At 68.6% G+C, this 22,751-nt stretch carries 23 protein-coding genes; 12 read left to right on the top strand and 11 right to left on the bottom strand.

The genetic code is table 11. From position 1 onward, the window contains the following. Position 1 precedes the first annotated feature (1 nt). The 8 genes from cydC to J2P76_RS23340 all read right to left on the bottom strand — a co-directional run bounded on the left by cydC (position 2) and on the right by J2P76_RS23340 (position 8,892). Positions 2-1,684 (bottom strand): thiol reductant ABC exporter subunit CydC, encoded by a 1,683-nt coding sequence (gene cydC / locus J2P76_RS23305; RefSeq protein ID WP_207410482.1) that lies wholly within the window; start codon positions 1,682-1,684, stop codon positions 2-4. Further along, on the bottom strand, positions 1,681-3,453 hold the full coding sequence (gene cydD, locus J2P76_RS23310) for a thiol reductant ABC exporter subunit CydD (RefSeq protein ID WP_207410484.1): 1,773 nt from the start codon (positions 3,451-3,453) through the stop codon (positions 1,681-1,683). Before cydD ends, cydC begins: the two co-directional genes overlap by 4 nt. Then, complete coding sequence (gene cydX, locus J2P76_RS23315) at positions 3,450-3,575, bottom strand: cytochrome bd-I oxidase subunit CydX (protein WP_207410492.1); 126 nt, start codon at positions 3,573-3,575, stop codon at positions 3,450-3,452. Before cydX ends, cydD begins: the two co-directional genes overlap by 4 nt. Positions 3,576-3,588: 13 nt before the next feature. Beyond that, on the bottom strand, positions 3,589-4,743 hold the full coding sequence (gene cydB / locus J2P76_RS23320; protein WP_207410495.1) for a cytochrome d ubiquinol oxidase subunit II: 1,155 nt from the start codon (positions 4,741-4,743) through the stop codon (positions 3,589-3,591). 15 nt (positions 4,744-4,758) lie between these two features. Then, positions 4,759-6,336, bottom strand: coding sequence for a cytochrome ubiquinol oxidase subunit I (locus tag J2P76_RS23325; RefSeq protein ID WP_207410497.1), 1,578 nt, complete (start codon positions 6,334-6,336; stop codon positions 4,759-4,761). Positions 6,337-6,459: 123 nt separating this feature from the next. Continuing rightward, entirely contained in the window at positions 6,460-7,005 is a 546-nt protein-coding gene (locus J2P76_RS23330) for a GbsR/MarR family transcriptional regulator (protein ID WP_207410499.1), read from the bottom strand. Positions 7,006-7,116: 111 nt separating this feature from the next. After that, positions 7,117-7,878 carry an isochorismatase family protein gene (locus J2P76_RS23335; protein WP_207410501.1) on the bottom strand — a complete coding sequence of 254 codons (762 nt, stop codon included), beginning with the start codon at positions 7,876-7,878 and terminating at the stop codon, positions 7,117-7,119. Positions 7,879-7,899: 21 nt separating this feature from the next. After that, entirely contained in the window at positions 7,900-8,892 is a 993-nt protein-coding gene (locus J2P76_RS23340; protein ID WP_207410503.1) for a Bug family tripartite tricarboxylate transporter substrate binding protein, read from the bottom strand. Between the two features lie 83 nt (positions 8,893-8,975). Here J2P76_RS23340 and J2P76_RS23345 point away from each other — a divergent pair, with 83 nt between their 5' ends. Beyond that, entirely contained in the window at positions 8,976-9,731 is a 756-nt protein-coding gene (locus J2P76_RS23345) for an IclR family transcriptional regulator domain-containing protein (protein WP_207410504.1), read from the top strand. 189 nt (positions 9,732-9,920) lie between these two features. On the opposite strand, the gene purT is transcribed toward J2P76_RS23345, so the two are convergent. Continuing rightward, positions 9,921-11,135, bottom strand: a complete 1,215-nt coding sequence (gene purT, locus J2P76_RS23350; RefSeq protein WP_207410506.1) for a formate-dependent phosphoribosylglycinamide formyltransferase — start codon at positions 11,133-11,135, stop codon at positions 9,921-9,923. Between the two features lie 115 nt (positions 11,136-11,250). Between purT and J2P76_RS23355 the strand changes: the two genes are divergently transcribed. The 9 genes from J2P76_RS23355 to J2P76_RS23395 all read left to right on the top strand — a co-directional run bounded on the left by J2P76_RS23355 (position 11,251) and on the right by J2P76_RS23395 (position 18,643). Continuing rightward, a complete protein-coding gene (locus J2P76_RS23355; RefSeq protein ID WP_207410507.1) occupies positions 11,251-12,240 on the top strand; it encodes a KpsF/GutQ family sugar-phosphate isomerase in 990 nt (329 codons plus the stop codon). Continuing rightward, entirely contained in the window at positions 12,237-12,845 is a 609-nt protein-coding gene (locus J2P76_RS23360) for a KdsC family phosphatase (RefSeq protein ID WP_207410509.1), read from the top strand. The genes J2P76_RS23355 and J2P76_RS23360 overlap by 4 nt, the downstream gene beginning before the upstream one ends. A gap of 16 nt (positions 12,846-12,861) precedes the next feature. Beyond that, a complete protein-coding gene (gene lptC / locus J2P76_RS23365; protein ID WP_207410510.1) occupies positions 12,862-13,479 on the top strand; it encodes an LPS export ABC transporter periplasmic protein LptC in 618 nt (205 codons plus the stop codon). After that, positions 13,476-14,123, top strand: coding sequence for a lipopolysaccharide transport periplasmic protein LptA (gene lptA / locus J2P76_RS23370; protein WP_242697655.1), 648 nt, complete (start codon positions 13,476-13,478; stop codon positions 14,121-14,123). Before lptC ends, lptA begins: the two co-directional genes overlap by 4 nt. Positions 14,124-14,156: 33 nt before the next feature. Continuing rightward, the gene (gene lptB, locus J2P76_RS23375) at positions 14,157-14,948 is read left to right on the top strand and encodes an LPS export ABC transporter ATP-binding protein (RefSeq protein ID WP_207410512.1); all 792 of its coding nucleotides are present in this window, start codon (positions 14,157-14,159) and stop codon (positions 14,946-14,948) included. Positions 14,949-15,183: 235 nt separating this feature from the next. Further along, entirely contained in the window at positions 15,184-15,522 is a 339-nt protein-coding gene (gene hpf / locus J2P76_RS23380; protein WP_207410513.1) for a ribosome hibernation-promoting factor, HPF/YfiA family, read from the top strand. Between the two features lie 249 nt (positions 15,523-15,771). After that, a complete protein-coding gene (locus J2P76_RS23385) occupies positions 15,772-16,227 on the top strand; it encodes a PTS sugar transporter subunit IIA (RefSeq protein ID WP_207410515.1) in 456 nt (151 codons plus the stop codon). Between the two features lie 19 nt (positions 16,228-16,246). Then, the gene (hprK, locus tag J2P76_RS23390) at positions 16,247-17,173 is read left to right on the top strand and encodes an HPr(Ser) kinase/phosphatase (protein WP_207410516.1); all 927 of its coding nucleotides are present in this window, start codon (positions 16,247-16,249) and stop codon (positions 17,171-17,173) included. Positions 17,174-17,200: 27 nt separating this feature from the next. Then, entirely contained in the window at positions 17,201-18,643 is a 1,443-nt protein-coding gene (locus tag J2P76_RS23395) for a PLP-dependent aminotransferase family protein (RefSeq protein ID WP_242697656.1), read from the top strand. Here the strand turns inward: J2P76_RS23395 and J2P76_RS23400 are convergent. Beyond that, positions 18,640-19,926 carry a cytochrome c gene (locus J2P76_RS23400; RefSeq protein WP_207410517.1) on the bottom strand — a complete coding sequence of 429 codons (1,287 nt, stop codon included), beginning with the start codon at positions 19,924-19,926 and terminating at the stop codon, positions 18,640-18,642. The genes J2P76_RS23395 and J2P76_RS23400 overlap by 4 nt on opposite strands. Positions 19,927-19,935: 9 nt before the next feature. Continuing rightward, positions 19,936-20,550 carry a c-type cytochrome gene (locus J2P76_RS23405; protein WP_242697719.1) on the bottom strand — a complete coding sequence of 205 codons (615 nt, stop codon included), beginning with the start codon at positions 20,548-20,550 and terminating at the stop codon, positions 19,936-19,938. Between the two features lie 304 nt (positions 20,551-20,854). Between J2P76_RS23405 and rapZ the strand changes: the two genes are divergently transcribed. Together rapZ and J2P76_RS23415 are read left to right on the top strand one after the other, a co-directional pair. Next, positions 20,855-21,727 (top strand): RNase adapter RapZ, encoded by an 873-nt coding sequence (gene rapZ, locus J2P76_RS23410; RefSeq protein WP_207410521.1) that lies wholly within the window; start codon positions 20,855-20,857, stop codon positions 21,725-21,727. After that, complete coding sequence (locus J2P76_RS23415) at positions 21,724-22,683, top strand: septal ring lytic transglycosylase RlpA family protein (RefSeq protein ID WP_207410522.1); 960 nt, start codon at positions 21,724-21,726, stop codon at positions 22,681-22,683. Before rapZ ends, J2P76_RS23415 begins: the two co-directional genes overlap by 4 nt. The last annotated feature ends 68 nt before the right edge of the window (positions 22,684-22,751 follow it).

The raw sequence follows: 22,751 nt of genomic DNA on the forward strand, positions 1-22,751 counted from the left end.
GTTAAGCCAGATCAACGGCCGCCAGGCGGCCGCCGCGCAAGGCCAGGCAGCGGTGCACCGCGCCCGGCGGCAAGGCCGCGTGGGTAACCAGCACCACCGTGCGGCCGCGCGCGGCCCGCGCCAGGTCGCTGAAGAACGCCGCCTGCGCGGCCTCGTCCAGCCCGGCGGTGGGCTCGTCCAGCGCCAGCACCGGCGCGGGCGCCAGCAGCGCCCGCGCCAGGCACAGGCGGCGCGCCTGGCCCACCGACAGGCTGGCGCCGGTTTCGCCGGCCCAGGTGTCCAGGCCGTCGGGCAGGCCGCGCACGAAATCCCCCAGCCCCGCGGCATCCAGCGCCCGCCACAGCGCGGCATCGTCGGCGCCGGGATCGCCGATCAGCAGATTGGTGCGCAAAGTGCCCAGAAACACCGGTGCGTCCTGCGCCAGCCAGGCCACCCGCCGATGCAGCTGCGCCTGTTCTGCCTGGCGCACATCCACGCCGCCGAAACACACGCTGCCGGCCTGCGGATCTTCCAGGCGCAGCAGCAGATGCAGCAGCGTGGATTTGCCGGCGCCGCTGGGGCCCGCGATGGCCACGTGCTCGCCCGGTTCGATGCGCAGGCTGGCGTCGTCGAGCACGGGCGGGCCGGGCTCGCCGGCCGCCGTCGGATAGGCGAACCGCACCGACCGGAATTCGATGGCGCCCAACGCGGGCAGCGGCTGCGGCGCGGCCGGGTCGCGCTGGTCGGGCGCCAGGCGGGCAAGCGCCCGGATGCGTTGCGCGGCTGCAATGGCGCCCCCCAGCCGGGCGGCGCCCCGCATCAGCGGGCCCGCCACTTCGAACACGCCGATCACGGCCAGCAACAGGCCGGCCAGCAGCGGCCCGTCCAGGCGCTGCTGCCGCAGGGCGTCCAGCCCGAACCACAGCATCGCCACCAGGCTGGCGCCGGCCAGCGCCTGCAGCATCCACAGGCCGCCGGCGGCCGCCCTGACCTGCGCTTCGCGCGCACGCGCGGCATGGGCGCAATGCCCGGCGTAGGCCTGGCGGACCTGCGCGGCGGCATGCCAGGCCATCAGGTCGGCATGCCCTTCCACGGCTTCCAGCGTGGCCGCCCGCAAATCGGCGTGGCTGTGCTGCATGGCCTGGCCGGGCCGGCGCGTCGCCCACGCCAGCCAGACGGGCACCAGCAGACAGGCGGCCAACATGGCCCAGGCCAGGGTCCAGCCGGCGGCGGGCACCCAATGGCCAACTACGGCGGCCAGCAGCGCGGCGCCCAGTCCGGCGGTCGCCATGGGGGCCAGCACATGCAGGAAAACCGTGTCCAGCGCATCGACATCGCCGGTCAACCGCGCCACCAGGTCGCCGGCGCGGTAGCGCGCCAATTGCCGCGGCGTCAAGGCCACCAGCACGTCGAATACGCTGGCGCGCAAGTCGGTCAACAGGCGCAGCGTGGCCGCATGGCCCACCAGGCGCTCGGCATAGCGCGCCGCGATGCGCGCGAACGACAGCAGGCGCACCAGGGCCGACGGCACGAACAGATTGAACACCGAGCCGGCGCCGGCCAGCGCCGCGGCGCTGAGAAACCAGCCCGACACGCCCAGCAGGCCGACACCGGCGGCGATCGTCAGCAGCGCCAGCAGCAACGCGGCCAGCAGCCCGCCAGCTCGGCGCCGGTACAGCGGCAACAGGTGCAGCAGCGCCCTCATGCCCGGTCCAGCTTGCCATGCGCCAGGCGCACGGTCTGCGGCAGGCGCCGCGCCACGGCCTGCGCGTGCGTGGCCAGCAGCAGCGTGCGCCCCTGCGCGAACGCCAGAATCTCGTCCAGCACACGCGTCTGCGTGGCCTCGTCCAGATGGGAAGTGGGCTCGTCCAGCAGGATCAGGCCCGGATCGCGCAGGAACAGGCGCGCCAGCGCCACCCGCTGGGCCTGCCCGCCCGACAGGCCCGCGCCGCGGCTGCCCAGCCGGGTATCCAGCCCGGCCGGCAGGGCCTGCGTGAACTCGCACACGCAGGCGCGGCGCGCGGCCGCGCGCACCTGCGCATCGGTGGCGTCCGGCCGGCCCAGGCGAATGTTGTCGGCAATGCTGCCGGCAAACAGGTACGGGCGCTGGCCAACCAGCGCCACCCGCTGCCGCAGGGCGGCCTCGTCCCAATCGACCAACGGCACGCCATCCAGGCTGACTGCGCCCGCCCCGGCGCGCAGCCGGCACAGCGTTTCCAGCAGCGTGGTCTTGCCGCTGCCGCTGGGCCCCATCAGGGCCGCATGCGTGCCGGCCTCGAGCCTCAGCTGCGCATCGTCCAGCACCGCGGCCGGCCGGCCAGCGGCGCGCACGGTCAGGCCTTGCACATCCAGGGTGGCGGCGAACGATGTTGCTTGGACGGCAGGCGCGTCTGTGTCAGGGGGCTGACGCCCGCCAGCAGCATCGCCCCCCGCGCGGGCCAGGTCCGGCAAGCCGTCGAAGGCCGCGGCAATCTGGGATACGGCCGCGCGGGCGGCGGCACGGTCGTGATAGTGCGCGGCGAATTGCCGCAGCGGCGCATAGGCCTCGGGCGCCATCAACAGGCAGAAGAAGCCCACGTGCAGGGTCAGCGGCGAACTGCGCAGGTCCAGGAAGCCCAGGTAGGTCAGGCCGAAGTACACCGCCATGCCGGCCACGCCCAGCGCGGCAAAGAACTCCAGCACGGCGGACGACAGGAAGGCGATGCGCAGCACTGCCATCGTGCGCCGCCGCACGGTGTCGCTGGCCAGCGCCACCGACTGCGCCTCGGCCTCGGCGCGGCCGTACAGTTTCAGGGTCGACAGGCCGCGCAGGCGGTCGGCAAAGAAGCCCGACAGGCGCGCAAAGGCCCGCAGGTGGCGCCGGCTGGCGGCTTCGGCGCCCCAACCCACCAGGGCCATGAACAGCGGAATCAGCGGCGCGGTCACCAGCAGCAGCAAGCCCGCGATCCAGTCGAACGGCAGCAGCACGGCGGCAAAGGCCAGCGGCAGCACCGCCGCCGCCACGGCGGCGGGCAGGTAGCGCGAGAAAAAGCCGTCCAGCGCCTCGACCTGGTCGACCATGGCGCTGGCCAGTTCGCCCGACACCCGGGCGCGCGACCAGGCCGGCCCGCGCGCCAGCAGGCGGTCGAACAAGGCCAGCCGCAGGCGCTGCTTGATGGCCTCGGCGGCCCGCGCGCCGGCCCGCTCGCCCAGCCAGGCCAGCCCGGCGCGCGCCAGGATCAGCACGGCAATTGCCCCGATGGCCGGCGCCAGGCCGGCGCGCGGCGCGTGGCCCGCAATCGCCGCATCGAGCACCCGGGCCAGCAGCCAGGCCTGGATAAGCAGCAAGGCGCCGCCCAGCAAGGGGGCGGCCGCCGCCAGCGCCAGCGGGGCGCGCACCACGCGCGCCTGCGCGGCCAGCCAGCGCGAATGCTCGCGCTGCGCCGGGCCCCGCGCGGCCGCGGAATCGGGCGCCAGGCCCGGCGTACTGCTCACGCGTCGCCGGGCGACTTGGCGGGATCGTGCTCGCCGCCTTCGCGCAGCTCGAACCACATGGCGTTCAGGATGGCGAATGCGCAGGCCAGGCTCAGGCCGAGAATCCACGAGAAATACCACATGCGTGAAAACTCCCTAATAAGAATTGGGCGTGCCGTCGACCGACTCGCTGGTGACCTTGCCGCGCATCACGCGGTACACCCACGCGGTGTACAGCGTGATGATGGGCAGGAAAAACGCCGTGGACAGCAGCATGATCCACAGTGTCAGCCGGCTGGACGACGCATCCCAGACGGTCAGGCCGAAGCGGGGGTCGGTCGAGGACGGCATCAGGAACGGGAACAGCGCCAGGCCGGCGGTCAGGATGATGCCCGCCACGGCCAGCGACGACACGATGAACATCAGGCCCTGCATGCGCCGGCCCAGCATGGCCGCGACCAGCAGGGCCCCGCCCACGCCCAGCGCCGGGGCGATCCAGGCCAGCGGCCACTTGGCGAAGTTGGCCATCCACGCGCCCGGCTGCGCCACCACGTTCTTGAGCAGCGGGTTGGACGGCGCCATGCCATCGGCCACTCCGGTCATGATGTGGCCATCGATGCCGTAGGCCACCCAGAAGCCGCCGGCCACGAACAGCGCCGCGGTGAGCAGGGCCGCCAGGCGCCCGGCGCGGCGCGCGCGCGCCGCCACCGCCCCGTCGGTGCGCCAGACCAGCAGCACCGCGCCGTGCATGGCCAGCATCGCCAGGCTGAGCAGGCCCGCCAGCAGCGCGAAGGGACTGAACAGCTGGTAAAAGTGCCCGTGGTATTCGGGCCGCAGCACGGCCGGGTCGAAGCCGAAGGGCACGCCCACCAGCAGGTTGCCCATGGCCACGCCGAACACCAGCGCGGCCACCACGCCCGACGCGCACAGGACGTAGTCCCAGGTGCCGCGCCAGCGGGTGCCTTCCATCTTGCTGCGGTATTTGAAGCCCACCGGCCGCACGATCAGGGCCACCAGCACCAGCATCATCGCCAGGTAGAAACCCGAGAACGAGGCGGCATACAACAGCGGCCATGCGGCAAAGATGGCGCCGCCGCCGGTGATCAGCCAGACCTGGTTGCCTTCCCAGACGGGGCCCACCACATTGATCACCACGCGCCGCTCGGTATCGGTGCGCGCCACGACCGGCAGCAATGCCGCGATGCCCAGGTCGAAGCCGTCCATCACTGCGAAGGCGATCAGCAGCACGCCCAGCAGCACCCACCAGATCACCCGCAGGGTGGCATAGTCGAAAGGAATCAAGCTTTCCATTTGCGCGCTCCGTGATCAATAGGCATCGACAGCCGCGGCCACCGGGTCGGCCGGCGACGGAGGCGGCGCGGGCCGGTCGGACTTGGGCCCGGCCTTGATGGCATGCAGCATGACCTTCACGCCGATCACCAGCAACACCGTGTACAGCACCAGGAAGATCGTCAGGCTGATGGCCAGGTCGACCAGCGTGAGCCCGGAGGCGGCGTAGTACGTGGGCAGCACGCCCTCGATGACCCACGGCTGGCGCCCGTATTCGGCCACGAACCAGCCGGCCTCGATGGCCACCCATGGCAGGGGCAGGCTCCACAAGGCGACCTTCAGCAACGCCGGCCGACTGTCCAGCCGGCCGCGCGAGGCCAGCCAGAAGGCCACCGCGAAGAACAGGATCAGGTACATGCCCACCGCCACCATGATGCGGAACGCCCAGAACAGCGGCGCCACATTCGGGATCGTGTCCTGCGCGGCCTGCGCGATATCGGCGTCGGTGGCCTTGCTGAGATCGGGCTGATGGCGCTTGACCAGCAGCGCGTAGCCCAGTTCCGGCCAGGTGCGGTCGAGCGTCATGCGCGCCTCGGTGTCTTCCGGATTGGCGCGGATGCGCTGCATGGCCTCATAGGCCACCAGGCCCTCGCGGATGCGCACTTCGGCGCGCCGCACCAGGTCGTCGATGCCCAGCAGGGGCGTGGTCAGCGAACGCGTGCCGATAATGCCCATGACGTAGGGGATCTCGATGGCGAAATCGTTCTTGCGCTCGGCCTGGTTGGGAATGGCGAACAGGTTGAAGCTGGCGGGCGCGGGTTCGGTGTGCCACATGGCTTCGATGGCCGCGATCTTCATCTTCTGGTGTTCGGTGGTGAGATAGCCGCTTTCATCGCCCAGCACTACCACCGACAGCGCCGAAGCCAGGCCGAAGCTGGCCGCCACCGCCATCGAGCGCTTGGCCAGGTCGACGTGGCGGCGCCGCAGCAGGTACCACGCGCTGATCGACATCACGAACATGGCGCCGGCCACGTAGCCGGCGCTGACCGTGTGCACGAACTTGGCCTGCGCCACCGGGTTGAGCACCACGGCCGCGAAATCCGTCATTTCCATGCGCATGGTGTCGGGGTTGAACACCGCCCCCACCGGATTCTGCATCCATCCGTTGGCGATCAGGATCCACAGAGCCGAGAAGTTGGTGCCGAAGGCCACCAGCCAGGTCACCGCCAGGTGGCCGACCTTGGACAGGCGGTTCCAGCCGAAGAAGAACAGGCCGACGAAGGTGGCTTCCAGGAAGAACGCCATCAGGCCTTCGAGCGCCAGCGGCGCGCCGAACACATCGCCCACATAGTGGCTGTAGTACGACCAGTTCATGCCGAACTGGAATTCCATGACCACGCCGGTGGCCACGCCCAGCGCGAAGTTGATGCCGAACAGGGTGCCCCAGAACATGGTCATGCGGCGCCAGATGTCGCGCCCGGTCATGACATACACGCTTTCCATGATGGCCAGGATGAACGACAGGCCAAGCGTGAGCGGCACGAAGATGAAGTGATACATCACTGTCGCCGCGAACTGGAAGCGCGACAGGTTGACGACGTCGAGATCGATCATGGGAGGTTCCTTAGGAAAGAACGGCAAACCACGATGGCGCGCGCGCGCCGACGCGACAGGTAACCCATGATAAGGGCCTCCCAGGCAGCTTCATAGCGATGTCTTCCTTTTGATGCAGCGATGTCATTCCCGGCCCCGCAGCTTGCCGGCAAAACCCAACACTTTCTGTACCTTGGTGCCCAGCTTCATCAGGCTTTGCAGCGTTTCAGGCGGCAGCTGGTGCACCTCGTCGAACCACCCGGTGCACAGTTCGATCAGTTCGAGCATCTCGCGCATGCGCTGCTGGGCATGGGCCTCGGGCGCCCCGGCCGGCTGCTCGAGCAGTGTGTCGCGCAGCAGCGTCAGGGTGGGATCGATTTCGCGCCTGCGCTTCTCTTCCATCAGGATGCGGAAGATTTCCCAGACGTCTTGAGGCGTCTCGAAGTAATCGCGCCGGTCGCCCACCTGGTGCACCATCTTGACCAGACGCCACGACTGCAGCTCTTTCAGCCCCATGCTGACGTTCGAGCGCGAGAATCCCAGCGCCTCGGCAATGTCATCGGCATGCAGCGGCTGCGGCGCCAGGAACAGCAGGGCATAAATCTGCCCCACCGTGCGGTTCACGCCCCAGCGGCTGCCCATTTCGCCGAAGTGCAGTACGAAACGCTCAGTCTGGGGGCTTAGCGGCATATTTGGTTACTTTGATTTCAGAAATTACTGAAATTATCGAATTAACCAAAATCAAAAGCAAGTCAGAAAAAAAGCCACCCGCAGGCGGCCGTTGTTGCAAGGCGACAAGATTCAGGCCGGCTTGTGCTGCACCGCCTGGGCCAAGCTGGCGACGTCGCTGACCCAGCCGAAGAAAGTCTCGACGTTGTACAGGGTGGCCTGCAGGGTGAACGCGGGGCCGGCTTGCGTGGTGGCGTCGGCCAGCAACGCGCAGAAATACTCGTAGTGATAGGCATCGCGCAGGGTCGACTCGACGCAGACATTGGTGGCAATGCCGGCGAACAGCAGGGTGCGCACGCCGCGCGCGCGCAGCAGGCTGTCGAGCGTGGAATTGAAGAAGCCGCTGTAGCGAGTCTTGGCCACCACGATATCGCCGGCCTGCGGCGCCAGCGCTTCGACCAGGGCATAGTCCCAGCCGCCCTTGCTCAGCAGCTTGCCGTCCAGGCCAGCCTGCTGCCGCATGACGCGCAAGGCATTGGACTTGTGCCAGTTGGGCGAACCCGGCCCGCCCGCCTCGACGTACTGCGCATCCCAGCCGTTCTGCAGATACACGACCTGGATGCCCGCCGCGCGGGCCGTATCCAGCGCCTGCCGGGTGCCTTCCACTGCCGCGGCAGCCAGGGATATGTCGAAGCCCGCCTGGTCCATATAGCCTCCCGCGGACACGTAGGCGTTCTGCATGTCCACGACTACCAGCGCGGTCGAGGCGGGGTCGAAGTGCAACGCCTGCGGGCGCGCGACCAGCGACAGCGCGCCCTGCCCGGCAAAGGGCGGACGGCCCACGTGCCGGGCGTCTTCGGGGTTGTTCAGACGGGAGGAAGATTGCCTGCTCATGCGTGCTCCTGTTCGTGATGGCTAATCCAGCTTGCCCACGCCGGCGGCCTCGATGCGCTGCTGCAGTATGCGCCGGCTGTCGGCAATGAAGTCGCGGTACTGCCCGGAAGATTCCGCGAACAGTCTGATCGACAACGTCTCGGCCGCGTATTTGATCAGTTCGGGATCGGCCACCGCCTGCTTCACGGCGTCGGCGATGCGCTGCCGGATCTGCGGATCCACCCCGGTCGGGGCCGCCAGGCCCAGCGTATAGCCGGTATCGAGATTGTCGTAGCCCAGCTCCCGGAAAGTCGGCACATCGGGGGCGTTGGGCAGGCGCTGCTCGCCGGACACCACCAGCACCCTGACTTTGCCCTGGTCGATGAATCCGATGCTCGACGGGATGATATTGCCGAACAGGATCTGGATCTCGCCGCCCAGCAGGGCGATCATGGCCGGCCCCTGGCCCGCGAACGGAATATGCACCATGTCCAGGTCGAACTGCTTCGACAGCCAGGACAGGCCCAGGTTGGTCGAATTGGACACGCCATACGATCCGTAGAACGTCTTGCCCTTGTGCTGGCGCGCGTACGCCAGGAAATCCTGGAACGTCTTCACCGGCGTATCGGCATTGACGAACAGCGCGAACGGGCTGGCGGCGAAGCGGGTGATCGGCACCAGGTCCTTGTCCGGGTCGTACGACAGGTGGTTGTAGAGCAGCGGGTTGAGCTGGAAGGTGGAATCCGACGCGAACAGCAGCGTGTAGCCATCGGCCGGAGAGCGCGCCACCGCCGACGCCGCGATCGATTCGCTGGCGCCCGGCCGGTTCTCGACGATGACTTTCTGGTGCCAGATATCGCTGAGCTTGCGCGCCAGGGCGCGCGCCATGCTGTCGGTGCCGCCGCCCGGAGCATAAGGCACGATCAGTTTCACAGGCTGCTGCGGATAGGCATCCGGCGCCGCAGACGCGGTATTGCCGGCACACAGGCTGGCAACGCAAACCAGCGCGGCCAGGGCTTTTCGGTAAGGTATCATGCGTAGTCTCCAGGGTTCCCTGGGCACGGCACTGCGCGCACCAAGGACGTTGATTCAAGCAGGCAGCAATAGGAAAAGAAAAGATGGGCTCGTACGAACCGGTGGTCGCGTTGATGCGGGGCCTCGAGGTCTTGCGATGCCTCAATGAGCAGGGGCCCGTCAGCGTCGGCCAACTGCATGCCCATACCGGCATAGCCAAGCCCACCATCGTGCGCATTCTCGAAACACTGGCCCATACCGGCTATGTGCAGCGCTGCGACGACGGCCGCAAATACACCGTGACCGCGAAAGTGCTGACGCTGGCCAACGGCTACGACGCCCAGGCTCAGCTGCTTGCGGTGGCATCGCCCATTCTTGACGCCCAGCGGCAAACCGTGGGCTGGCCCATCGAACTGGGTGTCTTCGACAACGACGCCATGGTCATCCTGAACACCAGCCGCAAAGCGGGCGTACTGGCGATCAATCGCAAGCCGGGCTCGCGCGTGCCGGTGCTGCGCACGGCGCTGGGCCGCGCCTACCTGGCCGCCCTGGCGCCGGCGGTATTGCAGGATCACCTGCTCAAGCTGGCCGCGCAGCCCGGCCCCGACTTCGAACCCGCCAGGGCGAAAACCGAACTCGCAACGATCCTGGCCACGGCGCGCGAACGCGGCTACGCAGTGGCCGACACCGAGACGCTGAGCAACGGGCGCGCCCTGGGCTGCGCCATCGTGCACGACAGCGAACCCATCGCCAGCGTGAACATCGTCGTGCATACCTCGGCCATGTCCCGCGCCGAGCTCGAACAGCGGTTCGGCGGCGTCATACAGGCCATCGCCGCCGAAATCTCCAGCGCACTGTAGCGTTGCGGCGGCACGAAGCGCCTGCAGATCGATCGGCATGGACGTTCCAGAATTGCGCAGCCAGGGGCGCCGTTGATTTCATTGTATGAAACGACATTTCAATAATAGTCTAACCGACTCCCGCGCAGCCAGGGCTCAGGGCTTACCCCAAGCCCCGGCCTGCCTTTGCCTTTGCTTTTGAAGGCGCCATCAAGCCTTGACGGCCACCGCTCCCGACACCCGCTTGGCCTTGTCGCGCGCGGCGTCGATGTCGGCGGCCGCGGCCAGCGCGACGCCCATGCGGCGCTTGACGTAGGACTCGGGCTTGCCGAACAGGCGGATGTCGGTGCCGGGCTCGGCCAGTGCCTGCGCCACCTGGTGGAACGACACCCCGCGGGCGTCCACGCCGCCGTAGATGACGCTGCTGGCGCCCGGCTGGCGCAGGCTGGTGTCCACAGGCAGGCCCAGCAAGGCCCGCGCGTGCAGTTCGAATTCGCTCTGCACCTGGCTGATCATGGTGACCATGCCGGTATCGTGCGGCCGCGGGCTGACTTCCGAGAACCAGACCTGGTCGCCCGCCACGAACAGCTCGACGCCGAACACTCCCATGCCGCCGAGGTCGTCGGTAATGGCGCGGGCGATGTCGCGCGCGCGCTCGAGCGCCAGCGGCTGCATGGGATGGGGCTGCCAGCTTTCGATGTAGTCGCCGTCGGCCTGCAGGTGGCCGATGGGTTCGCAGAAATGCGTGTGGATGGCGCCGTCGGCGCCGCGCGCCCGCACGGTGAGCAGCGTGATTTCGTAGTCGAAGCGGATGAAGCCTTCGACGATGATGCGCCCCGCCCCCACCCGGCCGCCCTCTTGCGAATAGCGCCAGGCGGCGGCGATGTCGTCGGGGCCGTGGATGACCGACTGGCCCTTGCCCGACGAAGACATGACCGGCTTGACCACGCAGGGATAGCCGATGCCGTCGTCGATGGCCTGGCGCAGCCCGGCTTCGGAATCGACGAACCGGTAGGGCGACACGGGCAGCCCCAGCGTTTCGGCCGCCAGCCGCCGGATGCCTTCGCGGTTCATGGTGAGCTGCGCGGCCCGGGCCGTGGGCGTAACGCGCGCGATGCCGGCGGCTTCGATCTCGACCAGCGCGTCGGTGGCGATGGCCTCGATTTCCGGCACGACCACATCGGGCCGTTCTTGTTCGATAACCCGGCGCAGGGCGTCGGGGTCGGTCATGGGGACGACGTGGGCGCGGTGCGCCACCTGCTGGCCCGGCGCATCGGCGTAGCGGTCGACCGCGATGACCTCGACGCCCAGCCGCTGCAGGGCGATGGTGACTTCCTTGCCCAGTTCGCCGGCGCCGAGCAGCATGACGCGGACGGCCGAAGCGGACAGGGGCGTGCCCAGCACGGGCGCGGGAACTGAGGACATGATGGCGGACCTGATCGAAAGTTGTATCGGGGGAGTTGAAACGGAAATTTTCCGCGCCAGCATGCCATAGCCCCCAGGCCGCGGCAACCTGCGATACTACGATTAAAATCCGCCCATGACCGACCATCCCTCTTCCTCGTCCGGCGCCGCGCTCGAATCGGCCCGCCGCACCCTGCAGATCGAAGCCCAGGCCATTACCGACCTGTCGGCGCGCCTGGACGACAGTTTCACGCGCGTGGTCGACATGCTGATGGCCTGCCGCGGCCGCGTCGTGGTCAGCGGCATCGGCAAGACCGGCCACATCGCCCGCAAGATCGCCGCCACGTTCGCCTCCACCGGCACGCCCGCCTTCTTCGTGCACGCCGCCGAAGCCATCCACGGCGACCTGGGCATGATCACCCGCGACGACGTCCTGATCGCGGTCTCGCACTCCGGCTCGGGCCAGGAACTGCTGACCATCCTGCCGGTGGCCCGCCGCATGGGCGCCGGCCTGGTGGCCATTACGGGCAATCCGGCCTCGGAACTGGCCCGGCTGGCCGACCTGCACCTGGATACCAGCGTGGCCCAGGAAGCCTGCCCGCTCAACCTGGCGCCCACCGCCAGCACCACGGCCGCGCTGGCGCTGGGCGACGCGCTGGCCGTGGCCTGCCTCGAAGCGCGCGGCTTCGGCCCTGAAGACTTCGCCCGCTCGCATCCCGGCGGCACGCTGGGGCGCCGCCTGCTCACCCATGTGCGCGACGTCATGCGCCAGGGCGCCGCGCTGCCCACGGTCGCCGAACAGTCCGCGCTGTTCCCGGCGCTGGAAGAAATGTCCGCCAAGGGCATGGGCATGACCATCGTGCTGGACGCGGCCGGCAAGCCCACCGGCATCTTCACCGACGGCGACCTGCGCCGCCTGATCGAGCGCCACGGCGACATCCGCGGCCTGACCGTGGCCCAGGGCATGACCCGCATGCCGCGCAGCATCGGCCCCGATGCGCTGGCCGTGGACGCGGCCCGCCAGATGGACGAGCAGCGCCTGAACCAGATGCTGGTCCTGGACACCGACGGCGCCCTGCTGGGCGCCCTGCACATGCACGACCTGATGGCCGCCAAGGTGGTATGACCATGACAACTCCACGCTCTTCCACCCACCCCGCCGAAGCCCTGGTGCTGGCCCGCATCACGCCGGCGGTGCGCGAACGGGCCGCCGCCGTGCGCCTGATGGTGTTCGACGTCGACGGCGTGCTTACCGACGGCAGCCTGTACTACGGCGAAAACGGCGAGCTCTTCAAGCGCTTCCACGCGCTGGACGGCCACGGCCTGCGCCTGCTGCTCGAAGGCGGCCTGAAAGTGGCGCTGATCACCGGCCGGTCGGGCCCCATTGTCGACCGCCGCGCCGCCGAACTGGGCATTGCCGAAGTCATGCAGGGCGTGCGCGACAAGGGCGCGGCCCTGGCGGAACTTGCCCAGCGCAACGGCGTCGAACTCAACCAGACCGGCTATATGGGCGACGACATCATCGACCTGCCCGCCATGCAGCGGGCCGGTTTTGCCGCCACTGTCGCCAATGCGCCCGGCTATATCGCCCAGGCGGCCCACTGGGTCGCCGCGCAGCCCGGCGGCGGCGGCGCGGTGCGCGAATGCTGCGACCTGCTGCTGGCCGCGCAGGGCCGGCTGGGCACCTTCATGATGGCGCCCGGGCTGCTCGGCCCCGGCGCCATCCAGTAACCGCACGCCACCTGGCATGAAAGAACGCTTCCCCGCCCTGATCGCACTGTCGCTGCTCATCGCCCTGGTGGTCGGCACGTGGTGGGCCGCCGACTACGCCCAGCGCGCCATCCCCATCGACCCGCCGCGGCGGCTGACCCACGAAATGGACTCCTGGGCGCGCGATTTCGTCATGCTGCGCACCGCCCCCACCGGCAAGCCGATCAACCGCCTCGAAGGCAAATACGCCGAGCACTTCCCCGACGACGATTCCTACCACGTCACCAGCCCGCGGGCGATCGGCCAGCAGGAAGCCAACCCCATCACGGTCGGCACCTCGGACACCGCCATCATGGAACACGGCGGCAAGCGCATCGTCATGAACGGCAACGCCCATGTGCATCGCCAGCAGGACGCCAACAACGACGCGCTAGACGTGCGCAGCGAACAGCTCATCATCCTGCCCGACGACGACGTGGTCTACACCGACCTGCCCGCGGTGGTGGTAAAGGGCAATTCGCGCATGAGCGGCACCGGCATGCGCTACAACAACTCGACCCGGCAACTGCAGGTGTCGGCCTCCACCGACGTCGAGATCGCCGGCTCCGACACAGGCAAGCGGCCCTCGGGCGGCAACACCCAGAACTCACCATGACCCACTCACGCATCCCTCTCGCTTCGAGGCGGCCTTTTGCCGCCGGGCCGTGGCAGGCCGTCCTTGGCGCCGTGCTGCTCAGCGCGGCCGCCTGCGCGCACGCCCAGCAGCAGAAGCAGCAGCCCGCCGAAGAGCCCAGCACGCTGATTCTGTCCGATACCCTGCATTACGACGACATCAAGCGGCAAAGCATCTTCACCGGCAATGTCGTGCTGACGCGCGGCCTCATGAAACTGACGGCCGACCGCCTGGAAGCCAATGAAGACGAGGCCGGCAACCAGTTCGGCACGGCCACGGCCAACAAGGGCAAGCTCGTCACCATCCGCCAGGAACGCCCCGAAACCTTCGAAGTCATCGAAGGCAAGGGCCTGCGCGCCGAGTACAACAGCACCAAGGGCGAGTTCGACCTGATCGGCCAGGCGCTGGTCACCCGCTACATCTGCGGCAAGCCCTTCGACACCATCCGCGGCGAGCGGGTGCGCTACAACGAAAAAACCGGCGTCTACCAGGCCCAGGGCGGGCCCAACTCGTCGGCGCCCGGCGGCCGCGTGCGCTCGTACGCCGCGCCGCGCGCCAAGGCCGACGCGGCCATTGCCGAATGCCGCGCCGCCAAGGGCGGCGCGGGCGCCAAGCAGGGCGGCTGACCGCCCCTTCCCGCTGTTTTCATCCGCACTTACATGACTCAGAACCCCACGCCGTCACCCGCGCCATCCGCCTCCGGCGTCAAGCAGGGCAGCCTGCGCGCCACGGGCCTGCGCAAGGTCTACAACGGCCGCACCGTGGTGCAAGATGTATCGCTGTCGGTGGTCAGCGGCGAAGTCGTGGGCCTGCTCGGCCCCAACGGCGCCGGCAAGACCACCAGCTTCTACATGATCGTCGGGCTGGTGCCGGCCGACGCGGGCCGCATCGAGATCGACGACATACCGATCACCGCGATGCCCATCCACAAGCGGGCCCGCATGGGCCTGTCGTACCTGCCGCAAGATGCGTCGGTGTTCCGGCGCCTGACGGTCGAACAGAACATCCGGGCCGTGCTCGAGCTGCAGGTCGACGCCCAGGGCAAGAGCCTGGCCGAAGCCCAGATCAAAGAACAGCTCGAGGCCTTGCTCGATGAACTGCAGATCGGCCATATCCGCGGCAATACCGCCATCTCGCTGTCGGGCGGCGAACGCCGCCGGGTCGAGATCGCCCGCGCGCTGGCCACGCGTCCGCGCTTCATCCTGCTCGACGAGCCTTTCGCCGGCGTCGACCCGATCGCGGTGATCGAAATCCAGCGCATCGTGCGTTTCCTGAAGGGCCGCGGCATCGGCGTGCTGATCACCGACCACAACGTGCGCGAAACGCTGGGCATCTGCGACCGCGCCTACATCATCAGCGAAGGCAAGGTGCTGACCGACGGCCAGCCCGACGAAATCGTCGGCGACCCGGCCGTGCGGCGCGTCTACCTGGGAGAACACTTCCGCATGTAACCGCCCCCTGGGAAAACCCCAGGCCCGGGACGCGCCCGCCAGGGGCGTCCCGGGCTTGTCCCGGGACAGCTTGTTTTACCCGGCAGAGTCTATACACTAGTGTTAACGGCCGTCGCACCACCGCGGCGGCCCGGTGCTTCACCCTCCATCCCCATCCCTCTACAGGAGACCCTTCCCTAAAAAACCCCGCGCGTTACCGCGCACCTATTTCCTCTTATCAGAAGGAGAGCGCACTATGAACCTGAGCATCTGCGGTCGTCATCTCGACGTCACCCCGGCCATCCGGGAATATGTCATGAATAAACTGGCGCGAGTGCTGCGGCATTTCGATCACGTGATCGATACCCAGGTCATGCTCTCAGTAGAGCCCCTGCGGCATAAAGCCGAAATCACCATGAGACTGCGCGGCAAGGATATCCATTGCGAAGCCGTGGATGAAAACCTTTACGCAGCCATCGATCTGCTGGCCGACAAAATCGACCGCCAGGTCCTCAAGCACAAAGACAAGGTGCAAAGCCACACGGCAGAGTCAGTGAAGCGACAAGCCGCTGCGACCACGCAGCAAACCCCGTAGTCCCGCGCTTCATCCCCGCTCGAGCCGTACACACACCCGAGCTTGAACCCTGATCCCACTGGCGGATCTGTCCGATCCCGGTGTCCCGCGAGATGCAGTACCTGTCCCGCCGGGGCATCGGCAAATCACCCCCCATTGCCTGCCCCCTCCCGCTGCCGCCCGGAACCGACTATGCTTGCCGGATTCTGCAACAGGCGAGCGGCCGCAAGCGGTTTTTGCACTGCGGCATATAACCATATAATGACCCGCATGAATCATTTGTCGCGCATCCTTCCCGCCGGCAACGTCGTTCTCGACATGCACGCCACCAGCAAGAAACGGGCGTTCGAGCAGGCCGGCCTGCTTTTCGAAAACCACCATGGCCTGGCCAGAACCATCGTGTTCGACAGCCTGTTCGCCCGCGAGCGCCTGGGGTCCACCGCCCTGGGGCAAGGGGTGGCCGTGCCGCACGGCCGCGTCAAGGGGCTGGAAGAGCCGCTGGCGGCCTTCGTGCGCCTGGCGCAGCCGGTGCCGTTCGACGCGCCCGACGGCCAGCCGGTGACCATGCTGATGTGCCTGCTGGTGCCCGAAACCGCCACGCAGCAGCACCTGGACATCCTGGCCGAACTGGCCCAGCTGATGTCCAACAAGGCGCTGCGCGAAGCCCTGGCCACCGAAACCGACCCGGCCGAAGTCCACCGGATGCTCACCACGGGCCAACGCTGACCCTCGCAGAGCCGCTGCCATGCTTACCGTGCAGGAACTGGTCGACGACAACGCCGACAAAATCCCCTTCAACTGGATCGCGGGCCACGGCGCCGCCGAACGCAATATCCGCGACGACGGCATGGCGGCCGCCGACCTGGTCGGCCACCTGAACCTCATCCACCCGTCGCGCATCCAGGTGTTCGGCCAGGAAGAACTGGCCTACTACAGCCGCTTCGATCTGCGCCGCCGCACGCACCACATGGACGAGCTGCTGATCGGCGGGGTGCCGGCCATCCTGCTGGCCGACGGCCTGTCGCCGCCGCAAGACCTGATCGACCAGTGCGAGCAGCACCAGGTGCCGCTGCTGTCCACCCCAGTGGCGGCCGCTCAGCTCATCGACCTGCTGCGCATCTACCTGGGCAAGAAACTGGCGCCCACCACCACCGTGCATGGCGTCTTCATGGACGTGCTGGGCCTGGGCGTGCTGATCACCGGCGAATCGGGGCTGGGCAAGAGCGAGCTGGCGCTTGAACTGATTTCGCGCGGGCACGGCCTGGTGGCCGACGACGCGGTAGAGTTTTCGCGCATCGCGCCCGGCATGATCGAAGGGCACTGTCCGCCGCTGCTGCAGAACATGCTCGAAGTGCGCGGCCTGGGCCTGCTCGACATCCGCACCATCTTCGGCGAGACCTCGGTGCGCCGCAAGATGCGCCTGAAGCTCATCGTGCACCTGGTGCGCGCCACCGCCCAGGACAAATTCGAACGCCTGCCGCTGCAGGACATCACCCAGGACATGCTGGGCATGCCGGTGCGCAAAGTCATGCTGCAGGTGGCGGCGGGCCGCAACCTGGCGGTGCTGGTCGAGGCCGCCGTGCGCAACACCATCCTGAAGCTGCGCGGCATCGACACCCTGGGCGAATTCATGGAACGCCAGGCCATGGCGATCCTGCAAAGCAGCAAGTAGGGGCGCCGCCATGGCGGCCCCGGCACCATGGGCGTGACCCGCTACCAGGCGCTGGCCGACGATATCGCGCACGCCATCCGCGAAGGCCTGCTGTGCGAGGGCGACAAGCTGCCATCGGTGCGCGAAACCTGCGCCAGCCGGGGCGTCAGCCCTTCCACCGTATTCCAGGCCTATTACCTGCTTGAAGCGCGCGGGCTGGTGCACGCCCGCCCGCGCTCGGGCTATTACGTGCGGGCGCTGCCCCGCGCCCTGCCGCCCGAGCCCGAGATCTCGCGCCCCGGGGGCGGCTCGACTTCCCTGGCCATCAGCGAGCGCATCTTCGACATTCTCGATTCCGTGCAGGACCGCGCGGTCGCGCCGCTGGGCTCGGCATTCCCGGCCGCCACGCTGTTTCCGCTGGAGCGGCTGGGCCAGGCCATGTCCGCCTACCTGCGCCGCCTCGACCCGCACGACACTGTAGAAGGCCTGTCGCCCGGCAACCCGCGCCTGCGCCGCCAGATCGCGCTGCGCTACCGGGCGGCGGGCGTGCCCGTGGCCGCGGACGACGTGGTAATCACCACCGGGGCGCTCGAAGCGCTGAACCTGTGCCTGCACGTGGCCACCCGGCCCGGCGACGCGGTGGTCGTCGAATCCCCCACCTTCTATGGCGCGCTGCAGGCGCTGGAACAGCGCGGGCTGAAGGCCGTGGAAGTGCCCACCCATCCGCGCCAGGGCATTGCCCTGGACGCCCTGGAAGCGGCCATCGCGCGCCACGCCCCCAAGGCCTGCTGGCTGATGACGCAGTTCCAGAACCCGCTGGGCAGCCTGATGCCCGAGCAGAAAAAGCGCGACCTGGTCGCGCTGCTGGCGCGCCACCAGATTCCGCTGATCGAAGACGATGTGTACGGCGAACTGTATTTCGGCCACGCGCGGCCCCTGCCGGCCAAGGCCTACGACACGCAGGGCCTGGTGCTGCACTGCTCGTCGTTCTCGAAATGCCTGGCGCCGGGGTTCCGCATCGGCTGGGCCATCGCGGGCCGGTACGCACGGGCGGTGCAGCGCCTGAAGCTGGCCACCACGCTGTCGGCCTCGGGGCCGGCCCAGGGCGCGCTGGCGCAGTACCTGGAACGGGGCGGCTACGACCGCCATCTGCGCCGGCTGCGCGGCACGCTGGCCGCCCAGCAGGAACGGATGCTGGATGCCGTGGCGCGCTATTTCCCCTCGGGCACGCGCGTCACGCGTCCGCAGGGCGGGTTCTTCGTGTGGCTGGAAATGCCGCCCGGCGCCGAGGCCCTGGAACTGCACCGCCGTGCCCTGGCGCAGGGCATCAGCGTGGCGCCTGGTCCGATTTTCTCGGCCAGCGGGCAATTCGGCCATGCCCTGCGCCTGAACTACGGGCACCCATGGGACGAACGCATGGAAAACGCCGTGCGCGAACTGGGCCGCCTGGCTGGCCGGCGCCGCGGCCGGGCGGCGGCCGGGCCAGGTTAATTCAGCGTGGATGCATCGCGCACGCGCTTGACCTCGAAAGGCGTGACGCGGCCTGCCTGGTTGCCCCAGCTGGAACGAATATAGGAAACCAGCGCGGCGACGTCGTTGTCGCCCAGCACCGGCGCGAACGGCGGCATGCCATGCGGACGCGGATTGGCTGCCGTGGCCGGCGCGAATCCGCCATCGAGCACCACGCGAATGGCATTCACCGGCAAGGGCGCCGTCACCGTGGGGTTGCCCGCCAGCGCGGGCCAGGCGATGCCGCTGCCCTGCCCCTGGTCCTGGTGGCACACCGCACAGTGCTGCCGGTACAGCTTGCCGCCGATGTCCATCAGCGCAGCCGACGGCCCGGGCGGCTGCGCGCCCCCCGCCGCCGGCGCGGCCGGCAGAGATTTCAGGTAAGTGCCCATGGCCAGCGCATCGGCGTCGTTCAGGTACTGCGAACTGCCCAGCACCACTTCGGCCATCGGCCCGCTGGCGGTGGAATGCCGCGCCATGCCGGTCTGCAGCAGGGTGGCGATGTCTTGCGCGCTCCAGCGGCCCAGCCCCGTGGCGGGGTCGTTGCCCAGGGGCGGCGCGTACCAGTCCAGCCCGGCGATCAGGCCGCCGGCCAGGCCGTCCGCCGCGCGGGTGGCGCCCAGGCTGTTGCGCGGCGCGTGGCAGGCCGCGCAATGGCCCAGCCCCTCGACCAGGTAGCGGCCGCGGTTCCATGGCACTGTTTCGCCGGTATCGGGCTGGTAGACGCCCGGCTGGAAATACAGGGCGCGCCAGAAGGCCAGCAGGCCGCGCTGGTTGTAGGGAAACGCCAGCTCATGCGGACGGCTGGGCTGGCTGACCGGTTCGACCGTGCGCAGATAAGCGAACAGCGCGTCGGCGTCGGCCCGCGACACGCGGGTGTATTCGGTGTACGGGAAAGCCGGATACAGCAGGCTGCCGTCTTTCGACTTGCCGTTGTGCAGCGCCTGCCAGAAATCGTCGGCGTTCCAGGTGCCGATGCCGGTTTGCGGGTCGGGCGTGATGTTCGGGCCGTACAACGTGCCGAACGGCGTGGGAATTGCCGTGCCGCCGGCATAGGCCTTGCCGCCTTGCGCCGTATGGCAGGCCATGCAGTTACCCAGGCGCGCCAGGTAGCGCCCCTGGTCTACCATGCGCGCGGCATCGGCCGGCGCCGCGGCGGTGCCCGCCGAGGTGTCGTCGCGCGTGCCCATCCAGTACAGCGTGGCCGCCACCGCCAGGCAGGCCAGCAGCAGGGTCAGCAGACAATAGGTGATGATGCGCTTCATGCCGGCCCCCTAGCGTTGCGCCTGGCTGCCGCATTCGGCAGGCAAGTTCGTCGAACCGGCCGGATCCGGCGCGTAAGGTTCGACCACGGGGCGCGAAGACAGCCACGCCGACAGGGCGCCGATGTCTTGCGGCGTAAGCTTGTTGGCGATGTCCGCCATGCAATCAGGAGCGGCCGCATGGCGCAGGCCGTTCTTCCAGCCGCCGATCTGCGCGCCGATGTAGTCGCGCGACAGGCCCAGCAGGCCCGGAATGGCCGGGTCCAGGCCGCTGAGCGCGGCGCCATGGCAAGCCACGCAGGCCGGCAGCCCGCGCGCCGGGTCGCCGTGCATGGCCAGCACGCGGCCTTGTTCCAGCATGCCGGCCGACGCGGCCGGCCGCACCGGCGGCGGATACGGCACGTGCTGATCGGCGAAATAAGCGGCAATTTCGCGCAAATAGGCGTCGGGCAGCCCAGCCAGCAGATGCGCCATGGGACGGTACTGGCGCACACCATCGCGGAAATTCAGCAATTGGTGATACAGGTAGCCGGCCGGTTTGCCGGCCAGCCGCGGATAGTAGCCATCGGGCCCCGCCTTGCCCTGTTCGCCATGGCAGGCCGTACAGGCCGCGACCCGCGCCTGCATGGTGCCGGGCCGCAGGGTGGCGGCATCCTGGGCGGCATCCTGGGCGGCGGCCGGCGCGGCCGGCCAGGCCAGCGCCGCGCCAGCCGCCGCCAGCACGGCAAGGTAGCGCGGCACCCGCGACATATAGTAGAAAAGGGGAATTGCTGACATTGCTGCGTATGCGATAAGCGGGGCGAAACCCCCGGGGCGGCACAAGGTTACGCCACCGCGGCAGGGCGGTACAGGATCAGTCGTGCAGTTTACGGCCATATCAGATGACATCGCGCGCGCATTCTGACGGCAAAATCATGCAACAATCAAGACCATGCTAAAAGTTGTCCTCATTACCGGCATCTCCGGCTCCGGCAAGTCGGTGGCGCTGCGCATGCTGGAAGATGCCGGCTACACCTGTATCGACAACCTGCCGGTGCGTTTTCTCAGCGAATTCGTCGCCGGCGCGCGCGACGACGGCCTGGAACGCGTCGCCATCGCCATCGATGTGCGCTCGCCGGGCGAACTGGCCGAACTGCCGGGCGTCATTACCGCCATGCGCGCCATGGGCACCTCGCTGCGCGTGATCTTCCTCGACGCCAATACGCACACCCTGGCCCAGCGCTATTCCGAATCGCGCCGCCGCCACCCGCTTACCGACCGCCTGTCGCGCGGCGGCCAGGCGCCGTCGCTGCTCGACTGCATTGCGCTCGAACGCGACCTGCTCGCCCCGCTGCGCGACCAGGAACACGTCATCGACACTTCCGACCTGACGCCCGGCCAGCTGCGCGCCTGGATCCGCGACCTGGTCCAGGCCGATCGGCCGCCGCTGGTGCTGACCTTCGAATCGTTCGCCTACAAGCGCGGCGTGCCCAGCGACGCCGACCTGGTGTTCGACGTGCGCTGCCTGCCCAATCCCTATTACGACCGCAACCTGCGCCCGCTGACCGGCCGCGACGAGCCTGTGGCCACATGGCTGGCCGGCTTCGAGATCGTCGGCCAGATGATCGACGACATTACCGGCTACTTGCGGCGCTGGCTGCCGCAGTACACGCAAGATACGCGCAACTACCTGACGATCGCCATCGGCTGCACCGGCGGCCAGCACCGCTCGGTGTATGTGGTCGAGCAGCTGGCGCTGCGCTTTTCCGATCACGATCCGCTGCTGGTGCGCCACCGCACGCAATTCCCGGAAGAACCCACATGAACCGCTGCCGCCTGATTCTCGCGCCGGTGCTGGTGGGGCTGGCCGTGCTGGTCACCGGATGCTCGTCGACCGGCACGCGCAAGGCCGGCGGCTATTACCAGGACGACGGCCCGGGAGCCAACCCGCCGTCCGACCTGGACAACATCCCCGATGCCGTGCCCCGGCTCGAACCGCTGGCCAGCGGCGCGAACCGCCCGTATACCGTGTTCGGCAAGCGCTATGTGCCGGTGGCCGACGACGACCATCCCTACAAAGAGCGCGGCATTGCCTCGTGGTATGGCAAGAAGTTCCACGGCCAGCGCACGTCCATCGGCGAGATCTACGACATGTACGCCATGACGGCGGCCCACCCCACCATGCCGCTGCCCAGCTATGCGCGGGTCACCAGCAGCATCAACGGCCGCACGGTCATCGTGCGGGTCAACGACCGCGGGCCGTTCCACAGCAACCGCATCATGGACCTGTCGTATGCCGCGGCGCGCAAACTGGGCATCATCGGGCCCGGCAGCGGCGAAGTCACGGTCGAACGCATCTTGCCCGAAGAAATCCGCGTGGCCCAGTCGCAGGGCAAGGCCGTGTCCGGCACGGCGGGCACGGCCGGCGGCAAGCCCACCGCGCTGGCATCGGCCGATCCGGCCCCGCTGCCGGCCGGCAGCGAACTGACCATGACCGAACTCGCGCCGGCAGCGGCCGCTTCCGCTGCCGCGCCGTCCACGGTGCAAGGCGTGTACCTGCAAGTGGGCGCGTTCAGCCAGCCCGCCAACGCCCAGACCCTGATGCATCGTGTCAATAGCCAGCTGGACGCCGCGGCCGGCACACCATCGGCCGTGGTGCAACAGGCCGGCAGCCTGTACCGGGTACGCATCGGCCCCTACAGTGACCGGGCCGCCGCCCTGGGCGCGGCCCGTCAGGTGGCCGACCGCACCGGCATCCTGCCCAGCCTGGCTACTCCCTGAACCGGGGAGCCAGGTGTCAGGCTCCGCAGGTGCCTGACACCGCTGCAGGCCACAGCCATCCCAGTCGT

Source organism: Bordetella petrii (genome assembly GCF_017356245.1).
Lineage (GTDB): Bacteria > Pseudomonadota > Gammaproteobacteria > Burkholderiales > Burkholderiaceae_B > Bordetella_A > Bordetella_A petrii_D.

Coding starts and splice junctions, on each gene's coding strand:
- cydC (WP_207410482.1), bottom strand. CDS start 1,684: ATGAGGGCGCTGCTGCACCTGTTGCCGCTGTACCGGCGCCGAGCTGGC.
- cydX (WP_207410492.1), bottom strand. CDS start 3,575: ATGTGGTATTTCTCGTGGATTCTCGGCCTGAGCCTGGCCTGCGCATTC.
- cydB (WP_207410495.1), bottom strand. CDS start 4,743: ATGGAAAGCTTGATTCCTTTCGACTATGCCACCCTGCGGGTGATCTGG.
- J2P76_RS23325 (WP_207410497.1), bottom strand. CDS start 6,336: ATGATCGATCTCGACGTCGTCAACCTGTCGCGCTTCCAGTTCGCGGCG.
- J2P76_RS23330 (WP_207410499.1), bottom strand. CDS start 7,005: ATGCCGCTAAGCCCCCAGACTGAGCGTTTCGTACTGCACTTCGGCGAA.
- J2P76_RS23335 (WP_207410501.1), bottom strand. CDS start 7,878: ATGAGCAGGCAATCTTCCTCCCGTCTGAACAACCCCGAAGACGCCCGG.
- J2P76_RS23340 (WP_207410503.1), bottom strand. CDS start 8,892: ATGATACCTTACCGAAAAGCCCTGGCCGCGCTGGTTTGCGTTGCCAGC.
- J2P76_RS23345 (WP_207410504.1), top strand. CDS start 8,976: ATGGGCTCGTACGAACCGGTGGTCGCGTTGATGCGGGGCCTCGAGGTC.
- purT (WP_207410506.1), bottom strand. CDS start 11,135: ATGTCCTCAGTTCCCGCGCCCGTGCTGGGCACGCCCCTGTCCGCTTCG.
- J2P76_RS23355 (WP_207410507.1), top strand. CDS start 11,251: ATGACCGACCATCCCTCTTCCTCGTCCGGCGCCGCGCTCGAATCGGCC.
- J2P76_RS23360 (WP_207410509.1), top strand. CDS start 12,237: ATGACCATGACAACTCCACGCTCTTCCACCCACCCCGCCGAAGCCCTG.
- lptC (WP_207410510.1), top strand. CDS start 12,862: ATGAAAGAACGCTTCCCCGCCCTGATCGCACTGTCGCTGCTCATCGCC.
- lptA (WP_242697655.1), top strand. CDS start 13,476: ATGACCCACTCACGCATCCCTCTCGCTTCGAGGCGGCCTTTTGCCGCC.
- lptB (WP_207410512.1), top strand. CDS start 14,157: ATGACTCAGAACCCCACGCCGTCACCCGCGCCATCCGCCTCCGGCGTC.
- hpf (WP_207410513.1), top strand. CDS start 15,184: ATGAACCTGAGCATCTGCGGTCGTCATCTCGACGTCACCCCGGCCATC.
- J2P76_RS23385 (WP_207410515.1), top strand. CDS start 15,772: ATGAATCATTTGTCGCGCATCCTTCCCGCCGGCAACGTCGTTCTCGAC.
- hprK (WP_207410516.1), top strand. CDS start 16,247: ATGCTTACCGTGCAGGAACTGGTCGACGACAACGCCGACAAAATCCCC.
- J2P76_RS23395 (WP_242697656.1), top strand. CDS start 17,201: ATGGGCGTGACCCGCTACCAGGCGCTGGCCGACGATATCGCGCACGCC.
- J2P76_RS23400 (WP_207410517.1), bottom strand. CDS start 19,926: ATGAAGCGCATCATCACCTATTGTCTGCTGACCCTGCTGCTGGCCTGC.
- J2P76_RS23405 (WP_242697719.1), bottom strand. CDS start 20,550: ATGCAGGCGCGGGTCGCGGCCTGTACGGCCTGCCATGGCGAACAGGGC.
- rapZ (WP_207410521.1), top strand. CDS start 20,855: ATGCTAAAAGTTGTCCTCATTACCGGCATCTCCGGCTCCGGCAAGTCG.
- J2P76_RS23415 (WP_207410522.1), top strand. CDS start 21,724: ATGAACCGCTGCCGCCTGATTCTCGCGCCGGTGCTGGTGGGGCTGGCC.